Source organism: Halolamina pelagica, assembly GCF_900115675.1.
Lineage (GTDB): Archaea > Halobacteriota > Halobacteria > Halobacteriales > Haloferacaceae > Halolamina > Halolamina pelagica.
The window spans coordinates 124912-149193 of the sequence record NZ_FOXI01000004.1 but is presented as its reverse complement, the minus strand read 5'-3'; the positions used below and the strand labels follow the sequence as shown (position 1 = coordinate 149193).

General features: G+C 62.6%; 20 protein-coding genes and 2 pseudogenes. 15 read left to right on the top strand and 7 right to left on the bottom strand.

What is annotated here, in order from left to right; genetic code table 11:
• Positions 1–306 precede the first annotated feature (306 nt).
• From glmU to glmS, 3 genes and pseudogenes are all read left to right on the top strand, one after another.
• Positions 307–1502: pseudogene (gene glmU, locus BMZ83_RS07275) on the top strand (bifunctional sugar-1-phosphate nucleotidylyltransferase/acetyltransferase).
• Positions 1503–1526: 24 nt separating this feature from the next.
• Entirely contained in the window at positions 1527–2678 is a 1152-nt protein-coding gene (locus tag BMZ83_RS07270; protein ID WP_074877161.1) for a sugar phosphate nucleotidyltransferase, read from the top strand.
• Between the two features lie 2 nt (positions 2679–2680).
• Positions 2681–4500 (top strand): annotated as a pseudogene (gene glmS, locus BMZ83_RS07265) (glutamine--fructose-6-phosphate transaminase (isomerizing)).
• Positions 4501–4644: 144 nt separating this feature from the next.
• Here glmS and BMZ83_RS07260 read toward each other — a convergent pair.
• Positions 4645–6186, bottom strand: a complete 1542-nt coding sequence (locus tag BMZ83_RS07260; protein WP_074877159.1) for a flippase — start codon at positions 6184–6186, stop codon at positions 4645–4647.
• 203 nt (positions 6187–6389) lie between these two features.
• Here BMZ83_RS07260 and BMZ83_RS07255 point away from each other — a divergent pair, with 203 nt between their 5' ends.
• From BMZ83_RS07255 to BMZ83_RS07240, 4 genes are read left to right on the top strand one after another with little or no spacing between them, the layout of a single operon-like run.
• Positions 6390–7400, top strand: coding sequence for an SDR family NAD(P)-dependent oxidoreductase (locus BMZ83_RS07255; RefSeq protein WP_245748687.1), 1011 nt, complete (start codon positions 6390–6392; stop codon positions 7398–7400).
• Entirely contained in the window at positions 7397–8347 is a 951-nt protein-coding gene (locus BMZ83_RS07250; protein WP_074877155.1) for a dTDP-glucose 4,6-dehydratase, read from the top strand. Before BMZ83_RS07255 ends, BMZ83_RS07250 begins: the two co-directional genes overlap by 4 nt.
• On the top strand, positions 8340–9530 hold the full coding sequence (locus BMZ83_RS07245) for a DegT/DnrJ/EryC1/StrS family aminotransferase (RefSeq protein WP_074877153.1): 1191 nt from the start codon (positions 8340–8342) through the stop codon (positions 9528–9530). Before BMZ83_RS07250 ends, BMZ83_RS07245 begins: the two co-directional genes overlap by 8 nt.
• 34 nt (positions 9531–9564) lie before the next feature.
• Complete coding sequence (locus tag BMZ83_RS07240) at positions 9565–10614, top strand: N-acetylneuraminate synthase family protein (RefSeq protein WP_074877151.1); 1050 nt, start codon at positions 9565–9567, stop codon at positions 10612–10614.
• Here the strand turns inward: BMZ83_RS07240 and BMZ83_RS07235 are convergent, their stop codons facing one another.
• The 4 genes from BMZ83_RS07235 to BMZ83_RS07220 are packed head-to-tail and all read right to left on the bottom strand — an operon-like array spanning position 10615 to position 13652.
• Entirely contained in the window at positions 10615–11292 is a 678-nt protein-coding gene (locus BMZ83_RS07235) for a formyltransferase family protein (protein ID WP_074877149.1), read from the bottom strand.
• Positions 11289–12305, bottom strand: a complete 1017-nt coding sequence (gene pseG, locus BMZ83_RS07230; protein WP_074877146.1) for a UDP-2,4-diacetamido-2,4,6-trideoxy-beta-L-altropyranose hydrolase — start codon at positions 12303–12305, stop codon at positions 11289–11291. Before pseG ends, BMZ83_RS07235 begins: the two co-directional genes overlap by 4 nt.
• Positions 12306–12312: 7 nt before the next feature.
• Positions 12313–12966 (bottom strand): fumarylacetoacetate hydrolase family protein, encoded by a 654-nt coding sequence (locus tag BMZ83_RS07225; protein WP_074877144.1) that lies wholly within the window; start codon positions 12964–12966, stop codon positions 12313–12315.
• A 35-nt stretch (positions 12967–13001) separates the two neighbouring features.
• On the bottom strand, positions 13002–13652 hold the full coding sequence (locus BMZ83_RS07220) for a cytidylyltransferase domain-containing protein (RefSeq protein ID WP_074877142.1): 651 nt from the start codon (positions 13650–13652) through the stop codon (positions 13002–13004).
• Between the two features lie 397 nt (positions 13653–14049).
• On the opposite strand from BMZ83_RS07220, the gene BMZ83_RS07215 reads away from it, so the two are divergent.
• The 7 genes from BMZ83_RS07215 to BMZ83_RS17335 all read left to right on the top strand — a co-directional run bounded on the left by BMZ83_RS07215 (position 14050) and on the right by BMZ83_RS17335 (position 20167).
• Positions 14050–15375 (top strand): capsular polysaccharide export protein, LipB/KpsS family, encoded by a 1326-nt coding sequence (locus BMZ83_RS07215; RefSeq protein ID WP_166623221.1) that lies wholly within the window; start codon positions 14050–14052, stop codon positions 15373–15375.
• 44 nt (positions 15376–15419) lie between these two features.
• The gene (locus BMZ83_RS07210) at positions 15420–16565 is read left to right on the top strand and encodes a glycosyltransferase (protein WP_074877138.1); all 1146 of its coding nucleotides are present in this window, start codon (positions 15420–15422) and stop codon (positions 16563–16565) included.
• Positions 16566–16674: 109 nt separating this feature from the next.
• Positions 16675–17610, top strand: a complete 936-nt coding sequence (locus tag BMZ83_RS07205) for an alkaline phosphatase family protein (protein ID WP_074877136.1) — start codon at positions 16675–16677, stop codon at positions 17608–17610.
• Between the two features lie 14 nt (positions 17611–17624).
• Positions 17625–18581: a hypothetical protein gene (locus BMZ83_RS07200; protein ID WP_074877134.1), complete on the top strand. Its 957-nt coding sequence runs from the start codon at positions 17625–17627 to the stop codon at positions 18579–18581.
• A gap of 126 nt (positions 18582–18707) precedes the next feature.
• A complete protein-coding gene (aglJ, locus tag BMZ83_RS07195) occupies positions 18708–19631 on the top strand; it encodes an S-layer glycoprotein N-glycosyltransferase AglJ (RefSeq protein WP_074877132.1) in 924 nt (307 codons plus the stop codon).
• A gap of 62 nt (positions 19632–19693) precedes the next feature.
• Positions 19694–19903 (top strand): ribbon-helix-helix domain-containing protein, encoded by a 210-nt coding sequence (locus BMZ83_RS07190; RefSeq protein WP_074877130.1) that lies wholly within the window; start codon positions 19694–19696, stop codon positions 19901–19903.
• Between the two features lie 135 nt (positions 19904–20038).
• Positions 20039–20167: a DUF7503 family protein gene (locus BMZ83_RS17335; protein ID WP_255458092.1), complete on the top strand. Its 129-nt coding sequence runs from the start codon at positions 20039–20041 to the stop codon at positions 20165–20167.
• A 28-nt stretch (positions 20168–20195) separates the two neighbouring features.
• On the opposite strand, the gene BMZ83_RS07185 is transcribed toward BMZ83_RS17335, so the two are convergent.
• Both BMZ83_RS07185 and BMZ83_RS07180 read right to left on the bottom strand, forming a co-directional pair.
• Positions 20196–22289 carry a hypothetical protein gene (locus tag BMZ83_RS07185; protein ID WP_074877129.1) on the bottom strand — a complete coding sequence of 698 codons (2094 nt, stop codon included), beginning with the start codon at positions 22287–22289 and terminating at the stop codon, positions 20196–20198.
• A 149-nt stretch (positions 22290–22438) separates the two neighbouring features.
• Positions 22439–23212, bottom strand: a complete 774-nt coding sequence (locus BMZ83_RS07180; RefSeq protein WP_166623220.1) for a DUF7409 domain-containing protein — start codon at positions 23210–23212, stop codon at positions 22439–22441.
• A 166-nt stretch (positions 23213–23378) separates the two neighbouring features.
• On the opposite strand from BMZ83_RS07180, the gene BMZ83_RS07175 reads away from it, so the two are divergent.
• Positions 23379–24245 carry a 3-hydroxyacyl-CoA dehydrogenase family protein gene (locus BMZ83_RS07175; RefSeq protein WP_074877124.1) on the top strand — a complete coding sequence of 289 codons (867 nt, stop codon included), beginning with the start codon at positions 23379–23381 and terminating at the stop codon, positions 24243–24245.
• The last annotated feature ends 37 nt before the right edge of the window (positions 24246–24282 follow it).

Genomic DNA, 24282 nt, shown 5'->3' with positions numbered 1-24282 from the left:
GGCGTGAATCGTAGCAAAACGGGGATAAGGTTTGTGTATTCGAGGAGGAAGTCGCCTCCCTACTTCGGTCGAAGGGGGGCGACTGTCCGATCCATTGCTCTCGTCTCGGCTGGTCTTCCGTCGTGTCTCGTGAACGCTACGCTATTCAGTCAGGCTGTGCAACGACGGGCATGGTCGAGGATTCGCCATCGACGACGTTCCGGAAGGGAGGTCGATCCGGGGGACGGCTACCGGCGTACCATCCGTGTCCTGGGAGACCAGCCCCAGAGACGACACAACAGAAGAGCCGGGTTCGGAGACGAACTGATGCAGACAGTTATCCTCGCCGCCGGCGAAGGGACGCGGATGCAGCCACTTACGGCGCGTCGCCCCAAACCGATGCTCCCGGTCGGTGACAGGCCGCTAGTAGCCCACACAGCCGATGCGGCCGTCGAGGCCGATGCCTCACGGCTCGTGTTCGTCGTCAGCTACGAAGCCGACGCCGTTCGGGAGTGGTTCGGGACGGAGTACGCCGGCGTCCCCGTCGAGTACGCCGTCCAAAGGCACCAGCGCGGAACCGCCGACGCCGTCCGCGCGGCGAAGGAACGACTCGACGACGAGCCGTTCGCGGTTCTCAACGGCGACGGCCTGTACGATTCCGCGTCGCTCGAGAGGCTGTACGACGCGGCACCGGCCGTCGGCGCCCACGAAGTCGACGATCCCCGGCCGTTCGGCGTCATGGACGTCGAAGACGGCGTCGTGACCGACGTGGTCGAGAAGCCCAACGACCCGCCGTCGAACCGGGTCAACGTCGGTGCGTACGCGTTCCCGGCGACGGCACGCGAGTGGCTCGACGTACCCGAAAGCGAGCGGGGCGAACACGAGATCACCGACGTGCTCGCACGCGTCGTCGACGCGTTCGACCTGACCGCCGTCGACGTCGGCTTCTGGCTCGGCGTCGGCCGACCGTGGGAACTGCTCGAAGCCAACGAGTGGTTCCTCGACGGGATCGATCGACGGGTCGACGGCGACGTGAGCCCCGACGCGGAGCTCTCGGGACCGGTTGTCGTCGAGGACGGAGCGACCGTCGAGTCGGGCGTGATCGTCGAGGGACCGACGCTGATCCGTTCGGGGGCGAGCGTCGGCCCGAACCGTACGTCAGGGGCAAGAGCGTGGTTGGCCCGGACGCGAAGGTCGGCCACGCGGTCGAGGTGAAGAACTCGGTGCTGATGGAGGGCGCCACGATCGGTCACCTCTCCTACGTGGGCGACTCGGTGTTGGGGCGCGACGTGAACTTCGGTGCCGGCACTGTCGTCGCCAACCTCAGACACGACGACGGGACCGTCCAACTCAGGGTGAAAGGGGAGTCGACGGACACCGGCCGCCGGAAGTTCGGTGTCGTCGGCGGCGACGGCGCGAAGACCGGGATCGACACCACCCTCAACGCCAGCGTGAAACTCGATTCCGACGCTCGTACCGGACCGGGTGAGACAGTAACGCGAGACATCCACACGGAGTACTAACACCATGCACACACAGGGACGACCATGAAGGCGATCGTGCTCGCGGCTGGTGAGGGGACGCAGCTCCGGCCGCTGACCCGAACCCGCCCCAAACCGATGCTGCCGATCGGGAACCGACCACTACTCGAACACGTGATCGACGCGTGTCGCCAAGCGGGGATTGACGAGTTCTTGTTCGTCGTCGGCTACAAGCGCGAGCGGATTCAGAACTACTTCGGCGACGGCGACGCGTGGAACGTCGACATCGAGTACTCGGTCCAGCACAAACAGCTCGGCACAGGGCACGCGGTGTTGCAGGCCCGAGACCAGGTCGACGAGGAGTTCATCGCGCTGAACGGCGACCGGATCGTCGAACCCGACGCGATCTCGGCGGTCGTCGACGAGCACCGCGGCCGGGACGGACCCATGATGGCGATCACGCGGGCCGAACGACCCGAGAACTACGGCGTCGTCGAACTCGACGGCAGGGAAGTCCTGTCGATCACCGAGAAGCCGCCGGCCCGAACGGTTGCGACGGAGTTCATCAACGCAGGAGTGTACGGCTTCGACCCGTCGGTGTTCGAGCTGCTCGAGTCGGTCGACTCCGACGGTGAGCTCGCGGTCACCGCGGCGATCCAGGAGGCGGAGACGCTCCGTGCGGTGCCGTTCGACGGGCTCTGGCTCGACGTATCTCACCTCTGGCACCTGCTGTCGGTCAACGCCCGCTCGCTCGATCGGTTCGCGGCAACGACGGCCGAAAGCGTCGGCGTCCACGACCAGTCGACCGTCGTGGAGCCGGTCGCGCTGGGTTCGGACGTTCGGGTCCGGCCCGGTGCACGGGTGCTCCCCGGCACGTCGCTCGGGGACAACGTCGAGATCGGCGCGAACGCGGTCGTCTCGAACGCGGTCGTGTTGTCCGACGCCACGATCGGTGACGGCGCCGTGGTGAGTGATTGCGTCGTGGGCGAGAACGCGACGATCGAGGCCAACACGACCGTCGCCGGCGGGGAGACGGACGTCGTCGTGGGGACGATCCACGAGGGCGTCCGACTCGGCGGTGTCGTCGGCGACAATGCGACCGTCGGCGGCGGAGCGACGCTCGCGCCAGGGACGGTACTGGGCAACGATACGACCGTGGGGATCGGCACCGCGGTCGACGGGCGGATCGAGGACGGAACGGAGGTGCGGCGGGGCTAACCATGTGTGGCATCATCGGCTACTTCGGCGAGGAACAGGCGCTCCCGATCCTGACCGAGGGGCTGGTGAACCTGGAGTACCGCGGCTACGACTCCGCGGGGATCGCGCTCCAGAACGAGAACGGTCTCGACGTGTACAAGCGGGCGGGCGAACTCTCGGCGCTCCGCGAGGTGCTCCCGGCCGACGCCCCGGCAACCGGTGGGATCGGGCACACACGGTGGTCAACCCACGGCGAGCCGACGAACGCGAACGCGCATCCCCACACCGACGAGTCGGGGGAGGTCGCGGTCGTTCACAACGGGATCATCGAGAACTGCGATACGCTGAAGACCGAACTCGAAGATCGGGGTCACACGTTCACCAGCGAAACCGACACCGAGGTCGTCCCCCATCTGGTCGAGGAGCGGCTGGCCGCCGACGAGTCGCTCGTCGAGGCGGTCGAGCACGTCGTCGAGGAGCTTTCGGGGAGTTTCGCGATCTGCGTCGTCGCGGACGGGCACGAGGGTATCGTCGCCGCACGCAAGGACAGTCCGCTCGTGGACGGGCCGGCCGAGCACGGTACGTTCCTCGCGAGCGACGTGACGGCGTTTCTCGAGCACCCGCGGCGGGTGAGCTACGTGCAGGACGGCGACGTGGTTCACGTCACCGACGACGGGACCACCACCTACGAGGATGGCGAGGTCGTCGACCGCGAAGTCGAGGAGATCGAGTGGGAGGCCGAAGCCGCCGAGAAGGGTGGCTACGACCACTACATGCTCAAAGAGATCCACGAGCAGCCACAGGCGCTCCGGCAGGCCCTGTCGGGTCGCGTCGACGAGATGAAAGGCGAAGTGGATCTCGAAGTCGACCTCCCGACCGAGTACCTCCAGTCGGTGGATGAGATCCAGTTTGTCGCTGCTGGCACGTCCTACCACGCCGGGCTGTACGCCGCGGAACTGTTCGAGGCCCACGCCGACGTGCGCACGTCGGTCGAAATCGCCTCGGAGTACGAGTTCGGCAGCGGCCGGGCCCGTGGCGGACGCTCGTGGTCGCGGTCACGCAGAGCGGTGAGACCGCGGACACGCTCTCCGCACTTCGAAAAGCGGATCTCGCGGGCGCGCGGACGCTCGCAGTCACGAACACCCTCGGGAGCACGATCACGCGCGAGGCCGACGACACGGTGTTCATCCGTGCCGGTCCCGAGATCGGCGTCGCCGCCACCAAGACGTTCTGCTCACAGGTGGCGACGATGGCGCTCCTCGCGGTCCACGTCGGTCGACGACGCGACGTGATCTCCCCTTCGGAGGCGCGGAGCCTGCTGGAAGACGTTCGCGGCCTCCCTGGGGCCGTCCAGCAGGCCTTGGACGCTGAGGCCGAGGTCCGGGAGGCCCCGGTGACGTACGCCGACGGTGATGCGTTCTTCTTCCTCGGTCGATGGCTCGGTGCCCCGGTCGCGCTGGAGGGCGCGCTGAAGCTGAAGGGGATCAGCTACGACCACGCAGAGGGGTTCCCAGCGGGCGAACTCAAACACGGTCCGTTGGCGTTAGTGACGCCGAATACGCCGGTACTGGCGGTTCTGACGGCGGGGTCGAACGCCGAGGAGACGCTGAACAACGTCAAGGAGGTCGAGTCCCGTGGGGCGCCCGTGTTGGGTGCCGTCTCCGACGATCATCGGGATGCAAGCAAGTTCGTCGACGAGTCGTTCCCGGTACCGGAGTTGGGGGAGATGGAACCGCTGGTGGCGAACGTGTACTTCCAGCTGTTCAGTTACCATGTGGCCGACCTGAAGGGGCGGAGTATCGACAAGCCCCGGAACCTGGCGAAGAGCGTCACCGTCGAGTGATCCGCACCGGCAGGTGGTTGAATCGGGAATCCGCGCTTTGACGCGGGACCAACCGTCGTCACGTCGGTGCTCGGGACTGCCGGTCGAACTGTTCGGGCCTCCCTGAACAGTTCCGGTCCATCGTGGCCCGCCACGGGTGAACGCTCACCGGTCCTTGATCAGGGCTTTCGCGATCGTCTTGAACGGTCCCAAGTCGATCCCGAACTGCTCCTCGAAGCTCAGCACGAGGGTGACCTCCTCCTCCTCGACGCCGCCAAAGCGGAGGATGACGACCCCGTACGCGGAGAGGAACACGAGGAACATCGCAACGAGCACCGGGATGGTGACGGTGAAGTACGTTCGAGTGACCCAAGCGACGACCGCGACGAGGCCTCCCCCCATGAGACCGGGGCGGACGAGCCCCGACGAGAACGGGTGGATCCCCGTTTCGCGGTAGAGCTGCAGGGAGTAGAGAAAGTTCAGTAGGAGATACGATGCGGCGGTCGCGATCCCGGCTCCGAGGAAGCCGTAGCGCGGTATGAGTAGGAGGTTCAGGATCGTGTTGACGACCGCGACGACGATGTTGTCCCACATGATCGCGCGGGTCCGCCCGATGGACGTGAGGACGTTCGCGTTCGGTCCGGCGATCGAATGCGAGAAGAAGGCGATGGAGAGGATCGACAGCGCGGTTGCACCGACGCGGTACTCGTTCCCGAACGTCATCGAGATGGTGAGTTCGGGGAACAGCGCGATGACCAGGAACGCGGGCAGCGTGGCCATGAAGATCCACTTCGTCACGACTTGATAAACTCGTTTCATGTCCTCCGTCTCGCCTTCGGCGTCCAGCCGGGATATCACCGGGACGAAGAGGAAGCCGAACGCCGTCAAGGCGGCCATCAGAAGGTGAGCGAGCGGGTATATGACGTTGTAAACCCCGACCGCGTTCGTCGTCGCAAAGTACCCGAGCATGAAGGTGTCCAGATCCGTCAGGACGAACCCCATGGCGCTGCTCACGATGAGCGGGGCCGAAAACGAGAGGAGTTCACGGTGCATCGATGTCGGTTTCACGCTCGAAAACATCGGGGTCTTTCGAACTACGAAGTACAAGCCGACCAGCGCGGCCGCGACGTACGCGAGCGCGTACGCTGTCGCGATGCCGACGGCACCCGCACCGACTACGAGGGCGATGGCCACGGCGGTGAACCGTGTTATCGGCGGCGTGAAGTTGTTGACGATGACCTTCGGTCTCGCCAACTGGACCCCCTGAATGCCACCGACGGAGAGTTTCATCAACGCCGCGAACGGGACCGTGAGGCCGAACGTTCGAATGATCGGGACGATCGAGGGGTTATGGAACGCGTACGTGGCGATCGGCTCCGCCGAGACGGCGACGATCACCCCCACCAACACCGAAACAGGGAGGACGATCTGGAACGCCGACCACATCACGCCTCGGCGGTCGGACTCGTCATCGAACCGGGGGAGGTATCTGCCGACCCCGGTGTTGAGTCCGAGAAGCGACAGCGTCGAAAGGAGGGCGAGCATCGTGATTCCCAGCGAAACGGCGCCGTAGTTGGACGGTCCCAGATACCGGGCGATGAGTGCTTTCGCGAGGAAGGAGACCCCGAGCTCGACGACGAGGCCAAAGAAGAGTATCCCACCCCCTTTGAACAGTTTCTCGAACGCATCGTCGAGGTTTACCGCCATTCGAGAGCAACTGGATACTCCGGCGCCTAGTCCTTGTCGAAGGGCAATCGAAGCCGGTGGACCGACAGACGCTTTCCGATGGGAGTCACGGTGCGGTCTCTGCTGGGCAGTCGTAGCGTTCATAATGGCGACGTGAGAACTTGGAGTAACGGCTCGGCCTACCGTTCTCAAACTCATACAGACAGATGATACAAGGAAACGATGTGTTAGTCACTGGCGGTGCCGGATCGGTCGGGAGCTACCTCGTCGAGCGGCTACTCGAGGAAGATCCCAACGTGGTTCGGGTGTTCGACAACAACGAGGCGAACATCGCGAGCCTCAAGCGATCGCTCGACGACGAACGGTGCCGGTTCCTGACGGGCGACGTTCGTGATAAGGACCGTCTCAGCCGCGCGTTCAACGGTATCGACATCGTCGTACACACGGCTGCGATGAAACACGTCGACATCTCCGAGTACAACCCGTTCGAAGCCGTCAAGACGAACGTCCTCGGGCTTCAGAACGTCGTCGACACGGCGATCGACGCGGGCGTCGAACGGGTCGTCTTCACGAGTAGCGACAAAGCCGTCGACCCCGCGAACACGATGGGGACGACCAAACTCCTCGGCGAGAAGCTGATCACGGCAGGGAACAAGTACAAGGGGCGACCGGGAATAAAGCTCGCGTCGGTCCGGTTCGGGAACGTCATCAACTCCTCCCAGTCCGTTATCCCTCTCTTCCGTGAGCAGATCCGCGACGGCGGCCCGGTAACGATCACCGACGAGCGGATGACTCGCTTCTTCCTGACTTGGGAGCAGTTGGGCGACCTCGTTATCGAAGCTATCGAGAAGACGAAGGGAGGAGAGGTGTTCGTCCACAAGATGGATGCGATTGGGATCGAGGACCTGGCCGAAGTGATGATCGAGTCACTCGCACCGAAGTACGGCCACGACCCGGACGAGATCGAGCGGAAGTACATCGGGAAACGAATCGGCGAGACGATCCACGAAGAGACACTGACCGAGCGCGAGGCACAGCGTACCCTCGAAGGGTCGTCGACGTACGCCGTCGTCCCCGAGACGAAGGGGAACAACGGCTACTTGACCCACGAGGGGATCGACGGCTACTCTCCGACGGATTCAGTTGTGCGTTCCTCGGGGGCTGCGGAGAAGCTCACGGAAAGCGAGATCGAGTCAGTTCTCGACGAGAACGATGTGCTCGAGGTGGACGCATGACTGGCGGTTCGGTCGTCGTAACGGGGGCAGCGGGGTTCATCGGCCGTTGGGTCGTCCGCGAACTGTTGGAGCGTGGCTACTCCGTCACCGGGATCGACGATCTCTCTAACGGAAGTAAGCGGAACGTCGCCGCCTTCGCGGACGACCCCGACTTCGAGCTGGTGGAGGGTGACGTGCGGAACGCGTCGGTGGTCGAGTCGGCCATCCACGACGACGTGGACGCGTGCTTCCACCTCGCGGCCGAGATCGACGTCCAAGAGAGCCTCGACGATCCGGAGTCACACTTCGAGACGAACGTCGTGGGGACACAGAACGTGCTCGAGGAGTGTCGAAAGACGGACACTCGGCTCGGACTCGTCGGCACGTGTATGGTGTACGACATGGTCGACTCCGATAGCGGGATCGACGAGGACCATCCCGTAAAGCCGGCATCCCCGTACGCGGGGTCGAAGCTGGCAGCCGAGAACATGGCCGAATCGTACTACCACGGCTACGACCTGCCGGTGACGATCCTCCGGCCGTTCAATACGTACGGACCGTTCCAGCAGACTGGGATGGCTGGCGGTGTGGTGTCCATCTTCACCGATCGGGATATCCGCGGAGATACGCTGAAGATATACGGCGACGGCACGCAGACTCGAGACCTGCTCTACGCGACCGACTGTGCCCGCTTCATCGTGGAGGCGACCTTCAGCGATGCAGCAGTCGGTCAAGTAATCAACGCAGGAACAGGGGTCGACATTTCGATCAACGAACTCGCGGAGTCAATCGCCAGTGAGGGGACGGAGATCACACACGTCGAGCATCACCACCCCCAGAGTGAGGTCCAGAAACTCCGGTGCGATCAGAGCAAGGCGGAGGAGTTGCTGGGCTGGGAGCCCGAAGTCTCCCTCGAGGAAGGTATAGAGCGACTTCGGGAGTGGATGCAGGAGCAGGAAGATGTCTGACGGTACGCCAGCGAAGTACGGCGGCGAACCGGTCCGTGAGGAACTACTGGGGTACGGCGGCCAACAGATCCGGCAACAGGACAAGACCGCTGTTTCTGACGCGCTTGACGGAGACTACATAACCCGCGGGCCGACAGTCGAGCGATTCGAGGATAGGGTTGCAAACGTTGTCGGCGTCGATCACGCGGTCGCGACGACATCGGGGACGACTGCTCTCCACCTCGCGGGCCGAGCAGCAGGTTGGGGGAAAGGAGACGAGGTCGTGACAACACCACTCACGTTCGCGTCGACCGCCCACGCCGCGACCTACACGGGTGCCGAGCCGGTGTTCGCGGACATCGACCCCGAAACGAGAGGGCTCGATCCCGATGCTGTTCGGGAGCGGATCACGGAAGACACCCAGGGACTGATCCCGATGCACTACGGTGGGCATCCGGCCGACATCGAGGGGCTGCTGGAAGTCGCCGACGATCACGACCTAACGGTCGTCTGGGACGCCTGCCACGGGTTCGGCGGGACGTGGCGAGGGGAAGGTCTCGGCGCACAACGGGACATGGGGGTGTTCAGCTTTCACCCCGTCAAGAACATCACGACGGGAGAGGGAGGCATGGTCGTCACCGACGACGGCGACCTCGCCGATCGATTGCGCCGCCTCCGATCGTTCGATATGGACTACGCCCCCGAAGGCCACGAGGGCGAACCGTGGTACCAAGTCGTCGAAGGTGAGGGGTACAACTACAACATCACGGATATGCAGGCGGCGCTGGGACTCTCACAGCTCGATCGGTTGTCCGAGTTCAAATCCCGACGTAACGAGATCATCGCCGAGTACGACGACGCGTTCGGGGATATGGCCGGCATCCACACACCCCCGGCTACGGAAGAAGCGGACCCGTTCTACCATCTCTACGCGGTCGAGATAGACGAGCGGTTCGGCTGTAGCCGGAAGGAGTTCGTGAACGCGATGCACGCGGAGAACATCGGGGTCCAAGTTCACTACGTGCCACTTCACTATCACCCGTTCTTCCAAGAGGAGTACGGGTACGAACGCGGGATGTTCCCGGAGGCGGAGTCGGTGTACGATGGGGTGGTGAGTCTCCCGTTGTTCCCGGAGATGAGTGACGGCGACGTCGAAGACGTGATAGCCGGAATCCGGCGGCTTCACCGCTACGTTGGAGAGTAGGTGCTTTTATTCTGTCGCTGGCCCTTGCCAGGGCATGAGCGATTGTACTATCGGAGATCACGAGATCGGTGACGACTCTCCGACGTTCGTCATCGCCGAGGCGGGATCGAACCACAACGGCGATCTCGAACTCGCGAAGGAACTCATCGATGCCGCGGCGGACGCCGGCGCCGATGCGGTGAAGTTCCAGACGTTCCGTGCCGACGACCTCTACGTGGAGGACAGCGGGGAGGTCGAATACCTGGACGACGAACGCAGGATCTACGACATCATCGAGTCGATGGAGATGCCCTACGAGTGGATCCCCGAACTCCACGAGTACTGTCGGAGCCGAGATCTCTACTTCATGTCGACTCCCTTTGACGAGCGGTCGGCGGAGGAGCTCTCGGAGTACGTACCCGCTTGGAAAGTCGCCAGCTACACCAGCAGCCACCACCCCTTCCTCCGACATCTGGCAGAGAGCGATAAGCCCGTGATCATGTCCACGGGAGCCCACGAGATGGGCGAGATTCGGGAGTCGGTCGGCGTGCTTCGGGAGGCCGGCTGTGAAGAGTTGGCGCTGCTACAGTGCGTTGCTGCCTACCCCACCCCGATAGAGGATGTCAACGTTCGAGTGATCGAAACCCTCCGGAGCGAGTTCGACGTGCCGGCGGGACTCTCCGACCACACGCTCGATCCGACCGTGGCACCGGCGGCAGCGGTGGCCCTCGGCGCGAGCGTGGTGGAGAAACACTTCACCCTCGACAAGACGATGGAGGGTCCTGACCACCAGTTCGCGTTGGAGCCGGACGAACTCGACCAGATGGTGAGCGCGATCCGTGCCACCGAGTCCGCGCTAGGGACGGGTGAGAAGCGTGTCCTCGACGTCGAGGAGGAGCTGTTCGAAAAGGCACGCAGAAGCATCCACGCCGTCGAGGAGATCACTGCGGGGACCGAGATCACCGAGGACAACGTGGCTGTACTCAGACCGGGTGAACGTGAGTCCGGACTGCATCCCAAGTTCTACGATGAACTCCTCGGCACTGTCGCGGACCGGCGGATTCCCGAAGGAAAGGGTGTCGACTGGGAGGACGTGGAGCGGTAGCTACTCCGCCCGCTCAATTTCGACGTCGACGTAGAACCGCTCCCCCTCCAACTCGATGAAGGCGTTGTCGTACGGGGGAAACGTCAGCGCGCGCAACCGGTTCAGTAGTTCTTCGACCCGCATCTCCTCGTCGGGGTTCAGCTCACAGAGTTCCTCGAAGTCGTCGGTCCGATGGTACGTCCCCTCCTCCGGCTGTGCGGTGACAGACTCCTCTCCGGCTTCGATCTCCGGCCAATGCTGCTTGAACAGTTCCACCTGCGCGTCTTCCAGTCGCTGGTGGAGGCTCTTTCCGGTGTCCGCGAAGTCGGTCGATACCCCCTTTCGGGCGACGATATCCCCGGTGTCCAGAGATTCGTCCATGTAGTGCAGCGTTGCCCCGGCGGGGGTATCGTCGACTATGCTCCAGACGTTGGGGTTGGCTCCCCTGTTGTACGGTAGATACCCCGGATGGAGGTTGAGACAGCCACCCGATGGGATCGACAGGATATCGTCCGGGACGATGTGGCTGTACCCGCAGGAGACCACGAACTCCGGTTGGGTCTCTCGAACGGAGGATAGTTGCTCCCGGGTCGTGAGAAGTGAACGGACGAACACCCCATTACGGTCACAGAGCCAGTTGTACACCCTCATACCGGCGTCGTTGATGCCAAGGAAGACGATCTCAGTGTCGTCGCTCATTGACTCCACCGTTCCTGCTCTACTAGTGAAAGCGTTCTGTTGCAGATTCGGAGGGCTCCGCGTCCGTCGACAGTTTCTCTCCCGCCGCATCTATGTTTTGTTCTCAGATCCGGGTGTTTGATACTCCTGTGTATTGCCGATCGAATATCAGACTGTTTCCGATCCTCGTCGAGAACGATCGCTAGTTCTCGTTCTCGCAGCGATTCGGCGATCAATCGTTGGTTGTCGACGACTGGAATCGAGACGGTAGGGGTTCCTAGTGCGAGCAGTTCGTAGATGGTACTGCCACAGGCGCTCACCGCGAGGTCAGCATCGAAGAGGATCTGGCCAAAGTCAGTCGGATCGCGAAGTACTGTGACCTCGGTGTCGACCGCGGATGCAGCGTCCCGTACTGATCTCTCGTTGGAAGAACCGGGACCGACAACGGCAGTAATACTGATATCGGTCCCATCGAAAGCCCTGACCGTGCGCGGGGTTAAGTTCTTGATATCGCTTCCTCCGAAGGTGATGACTGCTTTTTGCGGCGGTTGACGCCAAGCTGGAAGTTTCTGTGCGAGCGAGGAGATCGAACTCCGGACCGGGAGGTACTTCGGGCCGAGACATCGTATCGGTTCATCACCGACGATGTCGTATTCCAATTCCTCCGCATACAGGTTCCCATTTATCAGAACGTCTGCACAAACCGCTTGTTGCGCATCGTCTTGTAGCACAGCAAGCGGTATCCTTTCACGGAGTAGTGATTGGTAGTTTGTGTCAACGGGATACGCATCCACGAAAGCGAAATCGGGATCGTTCTCACCGATCCAATCCAGGAGCTCAGCAGGACTGGTTCTGTCAGATAGAGGAATCAGTCCGACATCTTGCGGACACATCCTTTCTGCTGATTCGGGGGTCGTAGTGGCGTAACTCACCCGATGACCCCTCTCAAGTAGGATTTCGGCTAAAGCACTTGTACGGGCTAGGTGTCCATAACCGATCGTATCGCTACCGTCAGCCCGTATTACGGCATGCATCCGACCGTTATACGCGTTCGATAGGGTTCGTTAGTTCACCGACCCCTTCGATGGAGCAGCTGACTGAGTCCGCGTCGTCGAGATTGTGGGTCGGGTTCCCCGGATCACCCAGAGCGACGACATCGCCCTCGTGGAGTTTACAAACGTTGCTGGCGAACGAAACCATCTCGGCGATCGAGAAAGCCATCTCAGACGTTGATCCAGACACGGCGACCTTATCGTCAACCCGAACTTCGACGGAGAGGTCATCGTACTCCAGGCTATCCTTCTTTTCCACGTAGTCGCTCAGAATCGGTGAGAACGTTGGGAGGAGCTTATAACCGACCCCAGTCACCATTCCATGGTCGGGGTCGGACCAACCGGGCCAATCCCCGGAAGCGGTTACGTCGTTGGAGATAGTGAACCCCTTGATTGCCTCCCATGCTTCGGCATCGTCGGCCTCGTAGATTTTGTCACCGATGACAGCTGAAATCTCGGCTCCAGGCTTTATTTTCTCGACTCGCTCGGGGATTCGGATGGGCTCGTTCTCGTTGATGATCGCCTCATCGGGAACGACCCACAGATCCGGCCAGCGGTACGTCCGCTCCTTCTCTTCCTGATGAGTCATAAAGGTCCCACCAAGTGCGACGAATTTACCGATGCTGTCCCTTGTGAGAGTCATACCGTTCGCTTGATTTGGGCAGAATATATAGGTACTTATTCGGAAATCCAGTCCGCGACTTCGGAGAAGTCGTCCCCGACAGCATCCAGCGCGTCAACTAGCGTCCAGTAGTCATTCGGTGTGTCGACGGCTAGATCGACATCCGGGACAGAAGACCACGATTCGTTGCTCGTGAAGGTCGTCTTCCACTCGTCGGTATCAGATCGGGGGCGCTTCACAGGGTGTGTTTCTCCGAGTTCGTCTAACTCTTCAAGCACATCAGGGTTTATCGCGTCGACAGCGGTGCCGATCGGCATTTGATCGGTCACGTTAGTGGTGTATCGGCTATCGTTTGATGAATGCTCATTGACGACGCGGTCGATCTCCTGGCTTGGCAGGAAAGGACAGTCCGCAGTAATTCGTACGAGTATATCACAATCTGTCTCTTTCGATACTGAAAGGTGACGCGAGAGTAAATCATCCTCGGGTCCGACGGAGTAGCTAACATTGTAGCGGTCACAGAACTCACGTAACGCATCGTTCTCTGGCCGGTCACCAACAGCAACGACGACCTTGTCGATCGAGTCGGCCTGTTTTGCGCGATCGATGCACCGCTCCAGTATCCGCTTTTCACCGAGGGGATACAGCACCTTTCCGGGAAGTCTCGTTGAGCCCAACCGTGCTTGGATGCTTGCAACGACGTTCATGCCAGTAGCTACTATTCGGCTCCATATAGTAGTCGTTCATCACGAGCTGTGATGCGTCGACAAAGCTCATTGAAGCGGTAGTATCCAGGCGTTATCGGCGTGTAGTGTTCGTGCTTACTTCTGTTGGTGCTGTTGAACGAGTGGACTTATCGACGACGTTTCGCCACAGACAAATGATATCATTTGAGAACAATCCAAGAGTGTAGAAATCGAGGCGGAGTGCTTGGCCACCCTCGGGCAGTTCCATTGCTCCCGGAAACAGTCTCCCCGACTAAGACTGTGATCGTTCAAAACGCTTTTAATAAAACTGAGAGACCATCAGACCATGAGCGACCGTAGTTCTCGCGATCTCATCATCCCTCTCGTCTCGTTCAACAACACGGAGTTCGTCCGCGGATTGTACGACGAGTTCACCGACGCAGACCGTGACTGCGTCGTCCTCCCGAAAAACGACTACGTGAAGGGAGAAGCAGAACGCGTGTTCCCGGCGGAGGCCGTCTTAGAGACGGCCGAGAACCACACCCCGAGCACGGAGTTGGACGAGCTACTGTCGAAGTACGGTGTTCGGTCGTCTCGGAACTTCGTATTCCCCGATATGGCGTACGACTACGACTACGTCTCCCCGAACTACACCTTCTACCTCCCAAACAACGAAATTCCGTACGACGAGTACGTTGATCGCCTCCACAGATGGCTCGACAAACTGGATTCGCTATACTCCGAGAAGGGCTATATTCCCGTACAGAACCAAGGTGGCGAGATATTCCGCCAGTGTCTCAATCGCGTCGCAATGCATCACGGGTTACCCGTGGTCTGTCGTGGGTTCTCACCGAAGGCGGGGATGTGTTCGCTCCACGGAGACGACACCCTCTCGTGGAATGCGTTCGACGACGTGTCCTACGACGAACTCTCCTCCGGACAGCGCAAGGAAGCAGAAGCGTTCGTCGAGGAGATTACCGGGGAACGAGAGCAGATCGGTTCCTCCTCAAAGAGTCTCCTGGATCAGATCGCACAGAAGGTCCAAGCGATCCGGAACTATCGCGGAGACCTTCTCGGCCCGACAGTCGGGTGGTTACGGCGGTCGGCAGTCGGAGACCTGAAGGCGAAGTACTTCGCTCGGGAGTATTTGGACGAGCGTGAGTCTCGGAAGGTGATTGAGGAGGAGAACTTCGTCTACTTCCCGATCCAGTACTTCCGGGAGTCCCGTGTCACGTATCGTGCGAACGCGTACTACAATCAACTGTGGTTGATCGAGTACGTCGCTCGATCGCTTCCACACGGGTACAAACTCGTCGTCAAGGACCACCCACGGCGAATCGGTGAGCTTCCGCTGCCGTTCCCACGGAAGATTTCTCGGGTCGCTACCGCGATCGATCACACTCTCAACTCCAGGGAGATCATCGAGAACGCGGGCGCCGTCGTGACGCTTAACAACACTGTCGGTTTCGAATCGCTGATGTTCGGGAAACCGGTCGTCGCCTTCGGACGCGGGTTCTATGCCGACTCGGAGTACGTACACGACGTCGACGACATCGACGACGTGGAGGGGGACCTGTACGCGGCAGTGAACTCGGAGGGTCTGTCCGACGAGGAAGTACTCGAAGTCGCGTCCGCCATCGTCGAAGGAAGCTACCCCGGCGTTTGGGGGGACAGTTCCCCACGAAACGTCGCTCAGTTCGCGAACTCCGTCTCCGAGTTCCTCGACGGGGAACCCGAAGCGTAGATCCAACCGCGGGTGTTTTTCAACGGGGGCGGAGAAGAACGCCCATGAATTGGCTCGGCAGATACGTCGGTAAGCTCTTGGCGCTTACCGGACTACCGTACTTGGCCTATCTGGCACTGTACGCGGTGAAACGTCCGGAGGGCTCGCCGATCGAGAAGGAGTCGTGGGAACCGACGGTCAGTATCGTTCTCCCAACGTACAACGAGGAGGATATCGTCGTTTCGAAGCTCGAGGACGTTCTCGACCTCGACTACCCGATGGAGAAGGTGGAGCTGGTGGTCGTCGACTCCAGTGAGGACACGACGCCGGAGCTCATCCGGGAGTTCTTCGACGAACGGAGCGATCCGGAGCTCACGCTGATACGCGAGGAGGAACGCCGTGGTCTCGCCGTCGCGCTCAACGAGGCTTACGAAGCCGCGAGCAACGAGGTCGTCGTGAAGACCGACTGTGACTCCCGGGTCGCGCCGGGCGCGTTGCGGGAAGCGACGGCGAACCTCTCCGACCCGTCCGTCGATGCGGTAACGGGTCGAAACGCGGAGGTTCTGGGCGGTAGCGAGGTCGAGCGTGGATATCGTGACATCCAAGCCAGGATCCAGACGCTCGAGTCCCACATCGATTCGACGTTCATCTTCCACGGCCCGTTCTCCGCGTTCCGGAACGATGCCATCGTTCCGATCGACAGCGATTCGATCGCCGACGACACCGAGTTGGCCCTGAAGATCAGGAAAAACGGGGGGAGAGTGGTTTTCGACCCCGAGATCGAGTACAAGGAAGCAGCCCACTCCGAGTTCACGAAGCGCCGGCAACAGAAAGACAGGCGGGCGATGGGCCTGCTTCGGCTCCTCTGGCGCCAACGGGGTATGCTCGGCCGCTTCGGAGGGTACGGGCGGGCGGTACTACCCTTCAACTGGTGGTTCATGATCGTCACCCCCTGGCTGCTTGCCACATCAGTCGTCGGAACGGTCGCGATATCGTTCGGTCTCGCGGGTCCGCTCGGAGCCATCACGCCGCTGGTGCTCGGATCGTTCGTCCTGCTCGGGTCGAGAGAGCGCCTCGGTTCCGTACAGCCGGTCTATTCGATTCTCGACACACAGTTCTCACTCGTCCGCGCGAGCGTGCTACTACTGAGTGGGAAGGGCGACGGCACGTGGTCGATCGACGAAGAGTTGCGGGAGGCGTTCGATCAGTAGGCTATCGGCGCCCGACGACCCCCACCGATTCACGCGAAAAGTCCGCGTGATCGTGGAGAGGAGTAACCTTATAAGCCAATCCGACCACCTTCGAACAAGTAGCTAGCATATGGGAGCCTCTGAGTTACTAGTAAACACTGTCCGATACGCCAGAGAGCACGGCGTTCGTGAAACGCTACGTCGTGGAACTTCCTTCGCGAGAGAAGCGTCCTTCCGGTGGTGGTACTCCGTTTCGGGACAGGCCGCCGGCGGGGAGCACGTGTTCGAACGGAACTGGGACCTGCTGATAGTTCTCGACGCCTGTCGAGCGGATGCCCTCTCCGAGGTAGCTGACGAGTACCCCTTCCTCGACACGCCAGGAACGTTCGAGTCAGTCGGGAGCTACTCGTTGTCCTGGATGGAGAACAACTTCCGTGAGAAGTATTCAGGGGAGATGTCGAGAACGACGCTCGTCACGGGGAACCCGTTTTCCGAAACCGCACTCGACGGGGCGGAGTTCGAGCGCCTTGAGGAGGTCTGGAAGCATACGTGGGACGAAGCGGTCGGCACGATCCCCCCGAGACCGATAACCGACCGAACCGTATCGCTCTTCCGGGAACACGATCCCGACAGAGCAATCGTCCACTATATGCAACCACACGAGCCGTTTACCACGCATCCGGAGCTACAGGAGGGGTCGTCGGCTGCGGAGTGGGGAGACGCGGTCGACAAATCGGTGTGGAAGCGTGTCGAAGAGGGAGAGATCGAGGAAGAGAGAGCTCGTGAGGCCTATATGGACGAACTCAGGATGATCCTCGACGAAGTCGCTCTCCTCCTCGACAACGTCGATGCGGAGAAGGTGGTTATCACCGCGGATCACGGGGAGGCAATGGGCGAGTACGGGATATACGGCCATCCACGCGGCATCGCCATCGACGAACTTCGAGTCGTTCCGTGGTACGAGACGACTGCTCGGGATAGCGGAACACACGAACCGGCCGTCAACTCGAAGCAGTTGGAAGGGGATCAGACGGAGCGTCTCCGCGATCTGGGATATCTGGAGTAAGTCGATCCATACGCATGATCGACCTAAACGAGAACGCGACCTTCGCGATAACTGCCGACAGCGGTGAGTTGGAGCGGCAGGCTGTTCTGTTGGTTCGGTCGATCAAACGCTACGCGCCAGACGCGAACGTCGTCGTTTTTATTCCAAGGGCGTCCAGGGGCGAGGTCTCAGGTGACGCACTAGCCACGTACCGATCGGCTGGGAGCGTCGTCTGGGGGGAGATACCAATCTCGGAGTACCCCATCTCGGCGCTGCTCGGTGCGTTCGTCGCTGCAGAGGAGCGGAGTGAAACCGAGTACCTCGTCGCCATGGACACGGATACGCTGTTGTTGGACCGTCTCAGGGTTCAACAAGGGGGAGACGTGTGGCTTCGACCGGTCGATGTTGGTGCTCAGTACTGGGGGTCGCAGGACTCGATGGGCGACTGGAAGCAGCTGTACGAACGTTTCGGACTATCCATTCCCGACCGGGGTGAGTACGTTGAGGCGGCTATCGACGGACGGGCGGTACCGCCCTACTGGAACAGTGGTGTAACGATCACGACCGACAGGTCACTCCCCGAACGGTGGCTGAGATACACGAAGGAGATGTACTACGACGACGAGCTTCCCGTCTCCCGTGACGAGTTCTTCATCGACCAACTATCACTGTCGGTCGCGACAGCTCGAAACGAGGTGCAGGAGCTGGACGAACGGACGAACTACCCCCTTGGAGGTCGGCTATCCGTCCCGTCGAACGTCTCCGTGATCCATTACGGTGACCGACGCAACCTTGCGAGGGTGTTTTCGCAGCCAGTGCGGAGAGAACTTCGGGAGTCGGGAGCGATACCGGACATCACGAGTGGGGACATGCTCCGAACGCTTCTCGACGTCTGCTCGACAAAGAGCGGCCGAGTGCTTGACTACGAACAGAAGAACCGATTGCGAGGGTTGGTTTCGGCGGTGCTCCCGCAGTCTGTCGTCGATCGCTGACTACCGGTACCCGCGGCCGGCACCGGAGAACAGTCGGACAGGCCGACTATTCTTGTTAGCGTTGTTTCGCTGTCCCTACCACAAGTAGAAGCCTTTTCACTCCACCCCTCACCACACGAAAACGAGATGCCCGAGCGCGAGCAGGTCACCGTCCTCCTCCCGACCTACAACGAGGCGGCCACCATCGGCGACGTCGTCGACGACTTCCGCGAGCAGGGGTTCGACGACGTACTCGTGATCGACGGGGACTCAGAGGACGGCACTCGCGGGATCGCTCGCGAGCACGACGCGCGCGTGGAGACTCAGTCCGACTCGGGCAAGGGCCAAGCGATCCGCGAGGCCGTCCGCGAGCACATCGACCGGGAGTACGTCCTGATGGCCGACGGCGACGGCACGTACCGACCCGAGGACGCCGACGCCATGCTCGCGCCGCTCGACGAGGGGTACGATCACGTCATCGGCGACCGGTTCGCCGACATGGAAGAGGGCGCGATGACGCGCCTGAACCGGATCGGGAACACACTCATCAACTGGCTGTTCGGGACGATCCACCGCGAGGAGTTCACGGACATCCTCAGCGGCTACCGGGCGTTCAGCCGCGCGTCGTTCGAGCGCCTTCGCCTCTCGGCCGAGGGGTTCGGTATCGAGACCGAGATGGCCGTCGAGTGTGCGAAACAGGGGATCCCGACCACGATCGTGCCCATCACGTATCTCGAACGCCCCGCGGGGTCGAACACGAACCTGCATCCGGTTCGGGACGGCGGGATCATCTTCCTCGAACTGTTCCGCCGGGCGAAGACAAGCAACCCGCTGTTCTACTTCGGGAGCGTCGGCGTCGCCTCCGGCGTCGCCGGCTCGCTGATCGCGGTGTACGTCGCCGTCGAGTGGTTCGTCTACGGCGTCCCGCACGAGGTCTGGGCGCTCGCGGGCGCCGCGGGGATCCTGCTCGGCGTCCAGCTCCTGATGTTCGGCGTCCTCTCGGACCTGATTCTCACCCTCCACCGCGAACAGCTCAACCGGATCGAGACCCTCGCCGACGCGGACGACTGACGGGACCATCGACGCCACAGCGGGCCGGCGTGTTTTTCCGCGCCGCCGACTGACTACCGGGTATGACCGACTACACCACCGTCTCGATCCCCACCGAACTCGCCGACCGCGTCGACGAGACGATCGAGGGGACCAGCTTCTCGAGCACGAGCGACCTCGTTCGGTTCCTGCTCCGCAGCATCGTGATCAAACACCAGGAGCGCGGGGAACTCACCGAAGCCGAGTTCGAGGAGATCGCGGAACAACTCGAGAACTTGGGGTATCTCGATTGAGTGGTCGTGTCCCGACCAAGGGGCACAGCCCGGGTTTCCTTCCGCCGTTTTCACTCACGTATCGTTTATGATGGCCTAGAATCAAACCGGGTAATATCTATCCACTTATATAGCGAACTGTTCGCATGGAGTGTAATGTCCGAACTCAAGTCGTTCCTGGCCGACAACCCGAAGATGATGGGCGTCCTGTTCACGATGATGCTGTTCCTCTCGCAGGCGGGGAGTGTTGCCGCCGACTCCGCAGTTGTGACGTGCGGTCCGTAAGGTTTCGGCGATTGTTACGCAGAGTTTCTCAGAGGTCGATGTTCGATGACCAGTCGATCTCCCCGTCGTACTTGATTAGGTCGCCTTCCACGTCCTCACGGAGTTTCTCTGTATCCGTGTAGTAGACTGGACCGAGCGTCCCGGGAACGAGGTGTTGTCGAATGTCCGAACCGATCGTGGGCGATGCCATCGCACCCGCGGTTACGTCGTCATCTGGATATATGTGCACCACCACCTCAAGCCCATCGCCAGAACTACTGATTTCGGTGATGATCCCACCGAGCCCGTCCCCCTGAACCACATCTAAGTTCCCGTTTCCAACTACGGAATACTGGCCCCCCACGAACGACTGCTGGCTCGCGACCGATAGGGCAGCGTTGAGCGAGAACCCGTGATTCAACAGCTTCACCATGGCCTTCCCGACCCGCGTGGCGCCACTGTTTACCACCTCCGTCAGCGTGACGACGCCGCCTGTTGCACCGTTCTCCAGTAGCCCCATCCCCTGGTCGTAGGAGGCACAGCCGTTGAGGAAGAACGCGTCGACGCCGACGAAGTCGAGGTCGCGAGCGTCGAGTCGGCCGTCTGTACACTCGAACCCGTCGGCCTCGATGTGACCGACGTAGTGGAGGAACTCCCGCTCGGTCTCCAAGACGGCCTTGAGCCGATCCGTCGTCAGATTGCGGTACACCCGGAGGTCGAAGGGGAACTCCGCGTCGTCGCCGTACACCTCCTGGGCCACGTCGCCCTCCTCGGTCATCCCCTCGTCGTTGACCACGACGGTGACGCCGATCTCCTCGGAGGGCGTGTGTTCGAGCCCGTTCCGGTAGCCGTCGATCGACGCCTTCGTCGCCCCGACTGGGACGCCGTCGTCGGCCCAGACCGTCTCGAACGCGCCGGTCGGCTCCGGTTCGACGAGGTCCGGGAGCGGCCCCTGGGGCGCCTGTGCCCGGCCCGTAGCGCGCGTGGCGCTTCTGGTCGGGCCCGTGATCGCGTCCGTGCTCGGCGCCGAGTCGGCGGCGCGCGCGAAGTCGAACAACGAGTCGGTCTGGACCTGCTCGGCCGTCGTCGGCTCGCCCGCCGGCGTCTTGATCGTCGCGAGATCGTCGATCAGGTACGGCAGCAGTTCGGCGTTCTCCGGGTCGGGCGCGACGTAGCCCGCCGTCTTCCACTCCGGGACGCAGTCCGCGATCCGGTCGTAGGGGATCGAGAGGTACGCGTCCAGTCGCGCCGAGAGCGAGCGCCCGTACAGGTCGGCCCAGTCGAGGTCGACCGCCGCATCGACGTCCTCGCGCTCGGCGAGATCGACGGCGTAGAACCCCTCGGTCCGGGCGACGCAGTCGAACAGCAGCGTCTGCTTCAGCGTCTCGGCGACGGTCGCCTCGAACCCGTCGGGGCCGTCGAGTCGGTAGCTGAACCCCGCCTCGCCGACGAGTCGGGGGACGTTCCCGGGTACTACCTCGGCGCCGAGGTAGAACGCCAACGGCGCGACCGGATAGACGAACCGCAGCTGCGGCGGCACCTCGATCCGGACGCCCGCGTCGGCCGCGGCCATCCCGTCCGGGACGGCGAGTTCGTCGCCGAGTTCGATCTCCGGCGGGTGGCCACGCAGCGTCGGGTAGGACCGCTCGACGGAGGTGGTCTTCAGCGACGACGACATCGCCGAGACGGCGCGCATCATCTCGCGGGGGTCCTCGGTCGTCGTGATCGTCCCCGCCGGGTGGTTGTGCCGCGAGCGCCCGGCGACGAACAGGTCGCCCCCCGTACTCACCGTCGTCGTCATGCCGTTGGTTTCGACCGTGAGCGATCCCTCGATCCGGACGTACAGCTTCACCGGCTGCTCGAGTTCGATCAGGTACTCGCCCGGATCGAGGCTGAGTTCGTCCGTCCGGTCCATCTGGGCGACCACGTCGCCGTCGCCGTCCCGGACGAACGTCGCGACGTAGCTCCCGAGGGTCACGCTCCGGGTGTCGATCCGCGCGGCGGCGTCGACGGGGAAGTAGAACCGATCGCCGTCGATCGACTCGGTCGCGGCGGGTTCGGGCATCCGCAGCACGCACTGGCGCTGCTCGATGCTGTCCGTCACGTGGAGCGAGGTCCCGCGGGTCGCGATGTCGATGCTCATCGGCGGCCCACCACCGAACTACCGGCCCGTCGGACCGCCGCCCCGGAACCCGTCATCCATCTATCGGTGCTGATTCTGTGAGCATAAAGGCTTCGTCGCGTCAGACGTTGCAGCTCCGCGATACGAACGGGTGATCGGCGACCCCCACGTCAGTCGGCCTTCTCGCTGGCCTCGCGGTGCCAGCGTCGGAGTCGCTCCTCGGCGATACCGGTCACGTCCGACAGCAGTTCGGGACTGGCGGTCGCGAGCGAGCGCACCGAGGTGACGCCCGCCTCCGCGAGTCGGTCGGCGTAGCTCTCGCCGACCCCCGAGAGGTCGGTCAACGGCGTCGGCTTCGACCGCTCGCGCCACGCCGCCTCGGCCGCCAGCGGGTCCCCGCTCCCGTCCGCGGTCGCCGAGGCGTCGTCGCTGGTGGCGTCGGCGACCCACGCGGTCTCCTCGTCCACGGCGTCGTCGGACTCGGCCGAGTCATCCGTCGACGACTCGGCGGCCCGTGTCGAGGCCTCGACCCACGCCGCCTCGTCGGCGTCGCTCTCCTCGCCCGGTGTCGGATCGGGGCGGGCGTCGGCCGAATCGTCGGCGGGCCCCGTTTCCTCGTCGTGGCTGGAGGCGACCCAGGCGGCTTCGTCCTCCTGGAGCCCCCGCACCTGCTCGGACCGGCGGTCCAGGTCGCCGTCGTTGTCGAACGACCACGCCAGCGAGTGGTGCCGGCGGATCTTCGCCGCCACCCCGGCGTTGACCCCCGCTTCCAGCAGCATCCGGTAGGAGACCTCCTTGTCGGCGATGGCCTGGGCGGAGAACGCCGCCGCCTCGACGGCGTCAGCCGTGGCCGGGCCGACGAACTTCAGGTCGGTCGGCGCGTCGACCGACCGACGCTCCACGTCGTCGACGTCGACCATCAGATGCTCCAACAGGCGGGTCACGTTACCCTGTTCTGCGAACCAAAGATACTTCAAGGTTTGTGCGAAACGATGGTGATCACACGGACGTAGAGTGGCTGAGCGTTCGGTTTTTGGCCGTTCACCGGGGTGTCGCCGTCGTCCGGCGGTTGTCGCTACGCTTACGGTGGTCCCGGGCCGAACGCCGTCCATGTACGCACTGGAGGACGTGGAGACGGTGGGCGTCGTCGGCGCGGGTACGATGGGCGCAGGCATCGCACAGGTCGCCGCGACGGCGGGCTACGACGTGGTGATGCGGGACATCAAGCAGTCGTTCCTCGACAGCGGGTTCGACACCATCGACGGCTCGCTCTCGCGGCTGGTCGACCGGGACGCGCTCTCGGAGGAGGAGGCTGCGGCCGCGAAAGACCGCATCACGGGGACGACCGAGCTCGACGACCTCGCGGGCGCCGAGATCGTCGTCGAGGCCGCGCCCGAGGAGATGGAGCTCAAGCAGTCGATCTTCGCGGATCTTGACGAGACCCTCCACGACGAGGCGCTGCTCGCGACCAACACGTCGACGCTCTCGATCACCACGATCGCGAGCGCGACCGAGCGCGCCGACGCCGTGGTCGGCCTCCACTTCATGAACCCCGTCCCGATCATGGACGGCGTCGAGGTCGTCACCGGCGAGCGAACGAGCGACGGGGCGACGGACCTCGCGCACGCGTTCGCCGAGGACCTGGGGAAGGAGACCTGGGAGTCCGACGACAAGCCGGGGTTCGTCACCAACCGCATCCTGATGCCCTGGATCAACGAGGGGATCCGCGCGTTCGACGAGGGCGTCGCCGAGAAGGAGGACATCGACCGCGGGATGACCCTGGGCACGAACGTCCCCATGGGTCCGCTGGAACTCGCTGACCACATCGGCCTCGACGTGTGTCTGCACGCCACCGAGACGCTCCACGAGGAACTGGGCGACCGGTACACGCCGGCGTACCTGCTGAAGCGGAAGGTCGAGGCCGGCGACCTCGGGAAGAAGACCGGCCGCGGCTTCTACGAGTACGGCGACGAGTAGCCGACGGCGGCGGGCGGCGGCCCACGCGACCGATCGC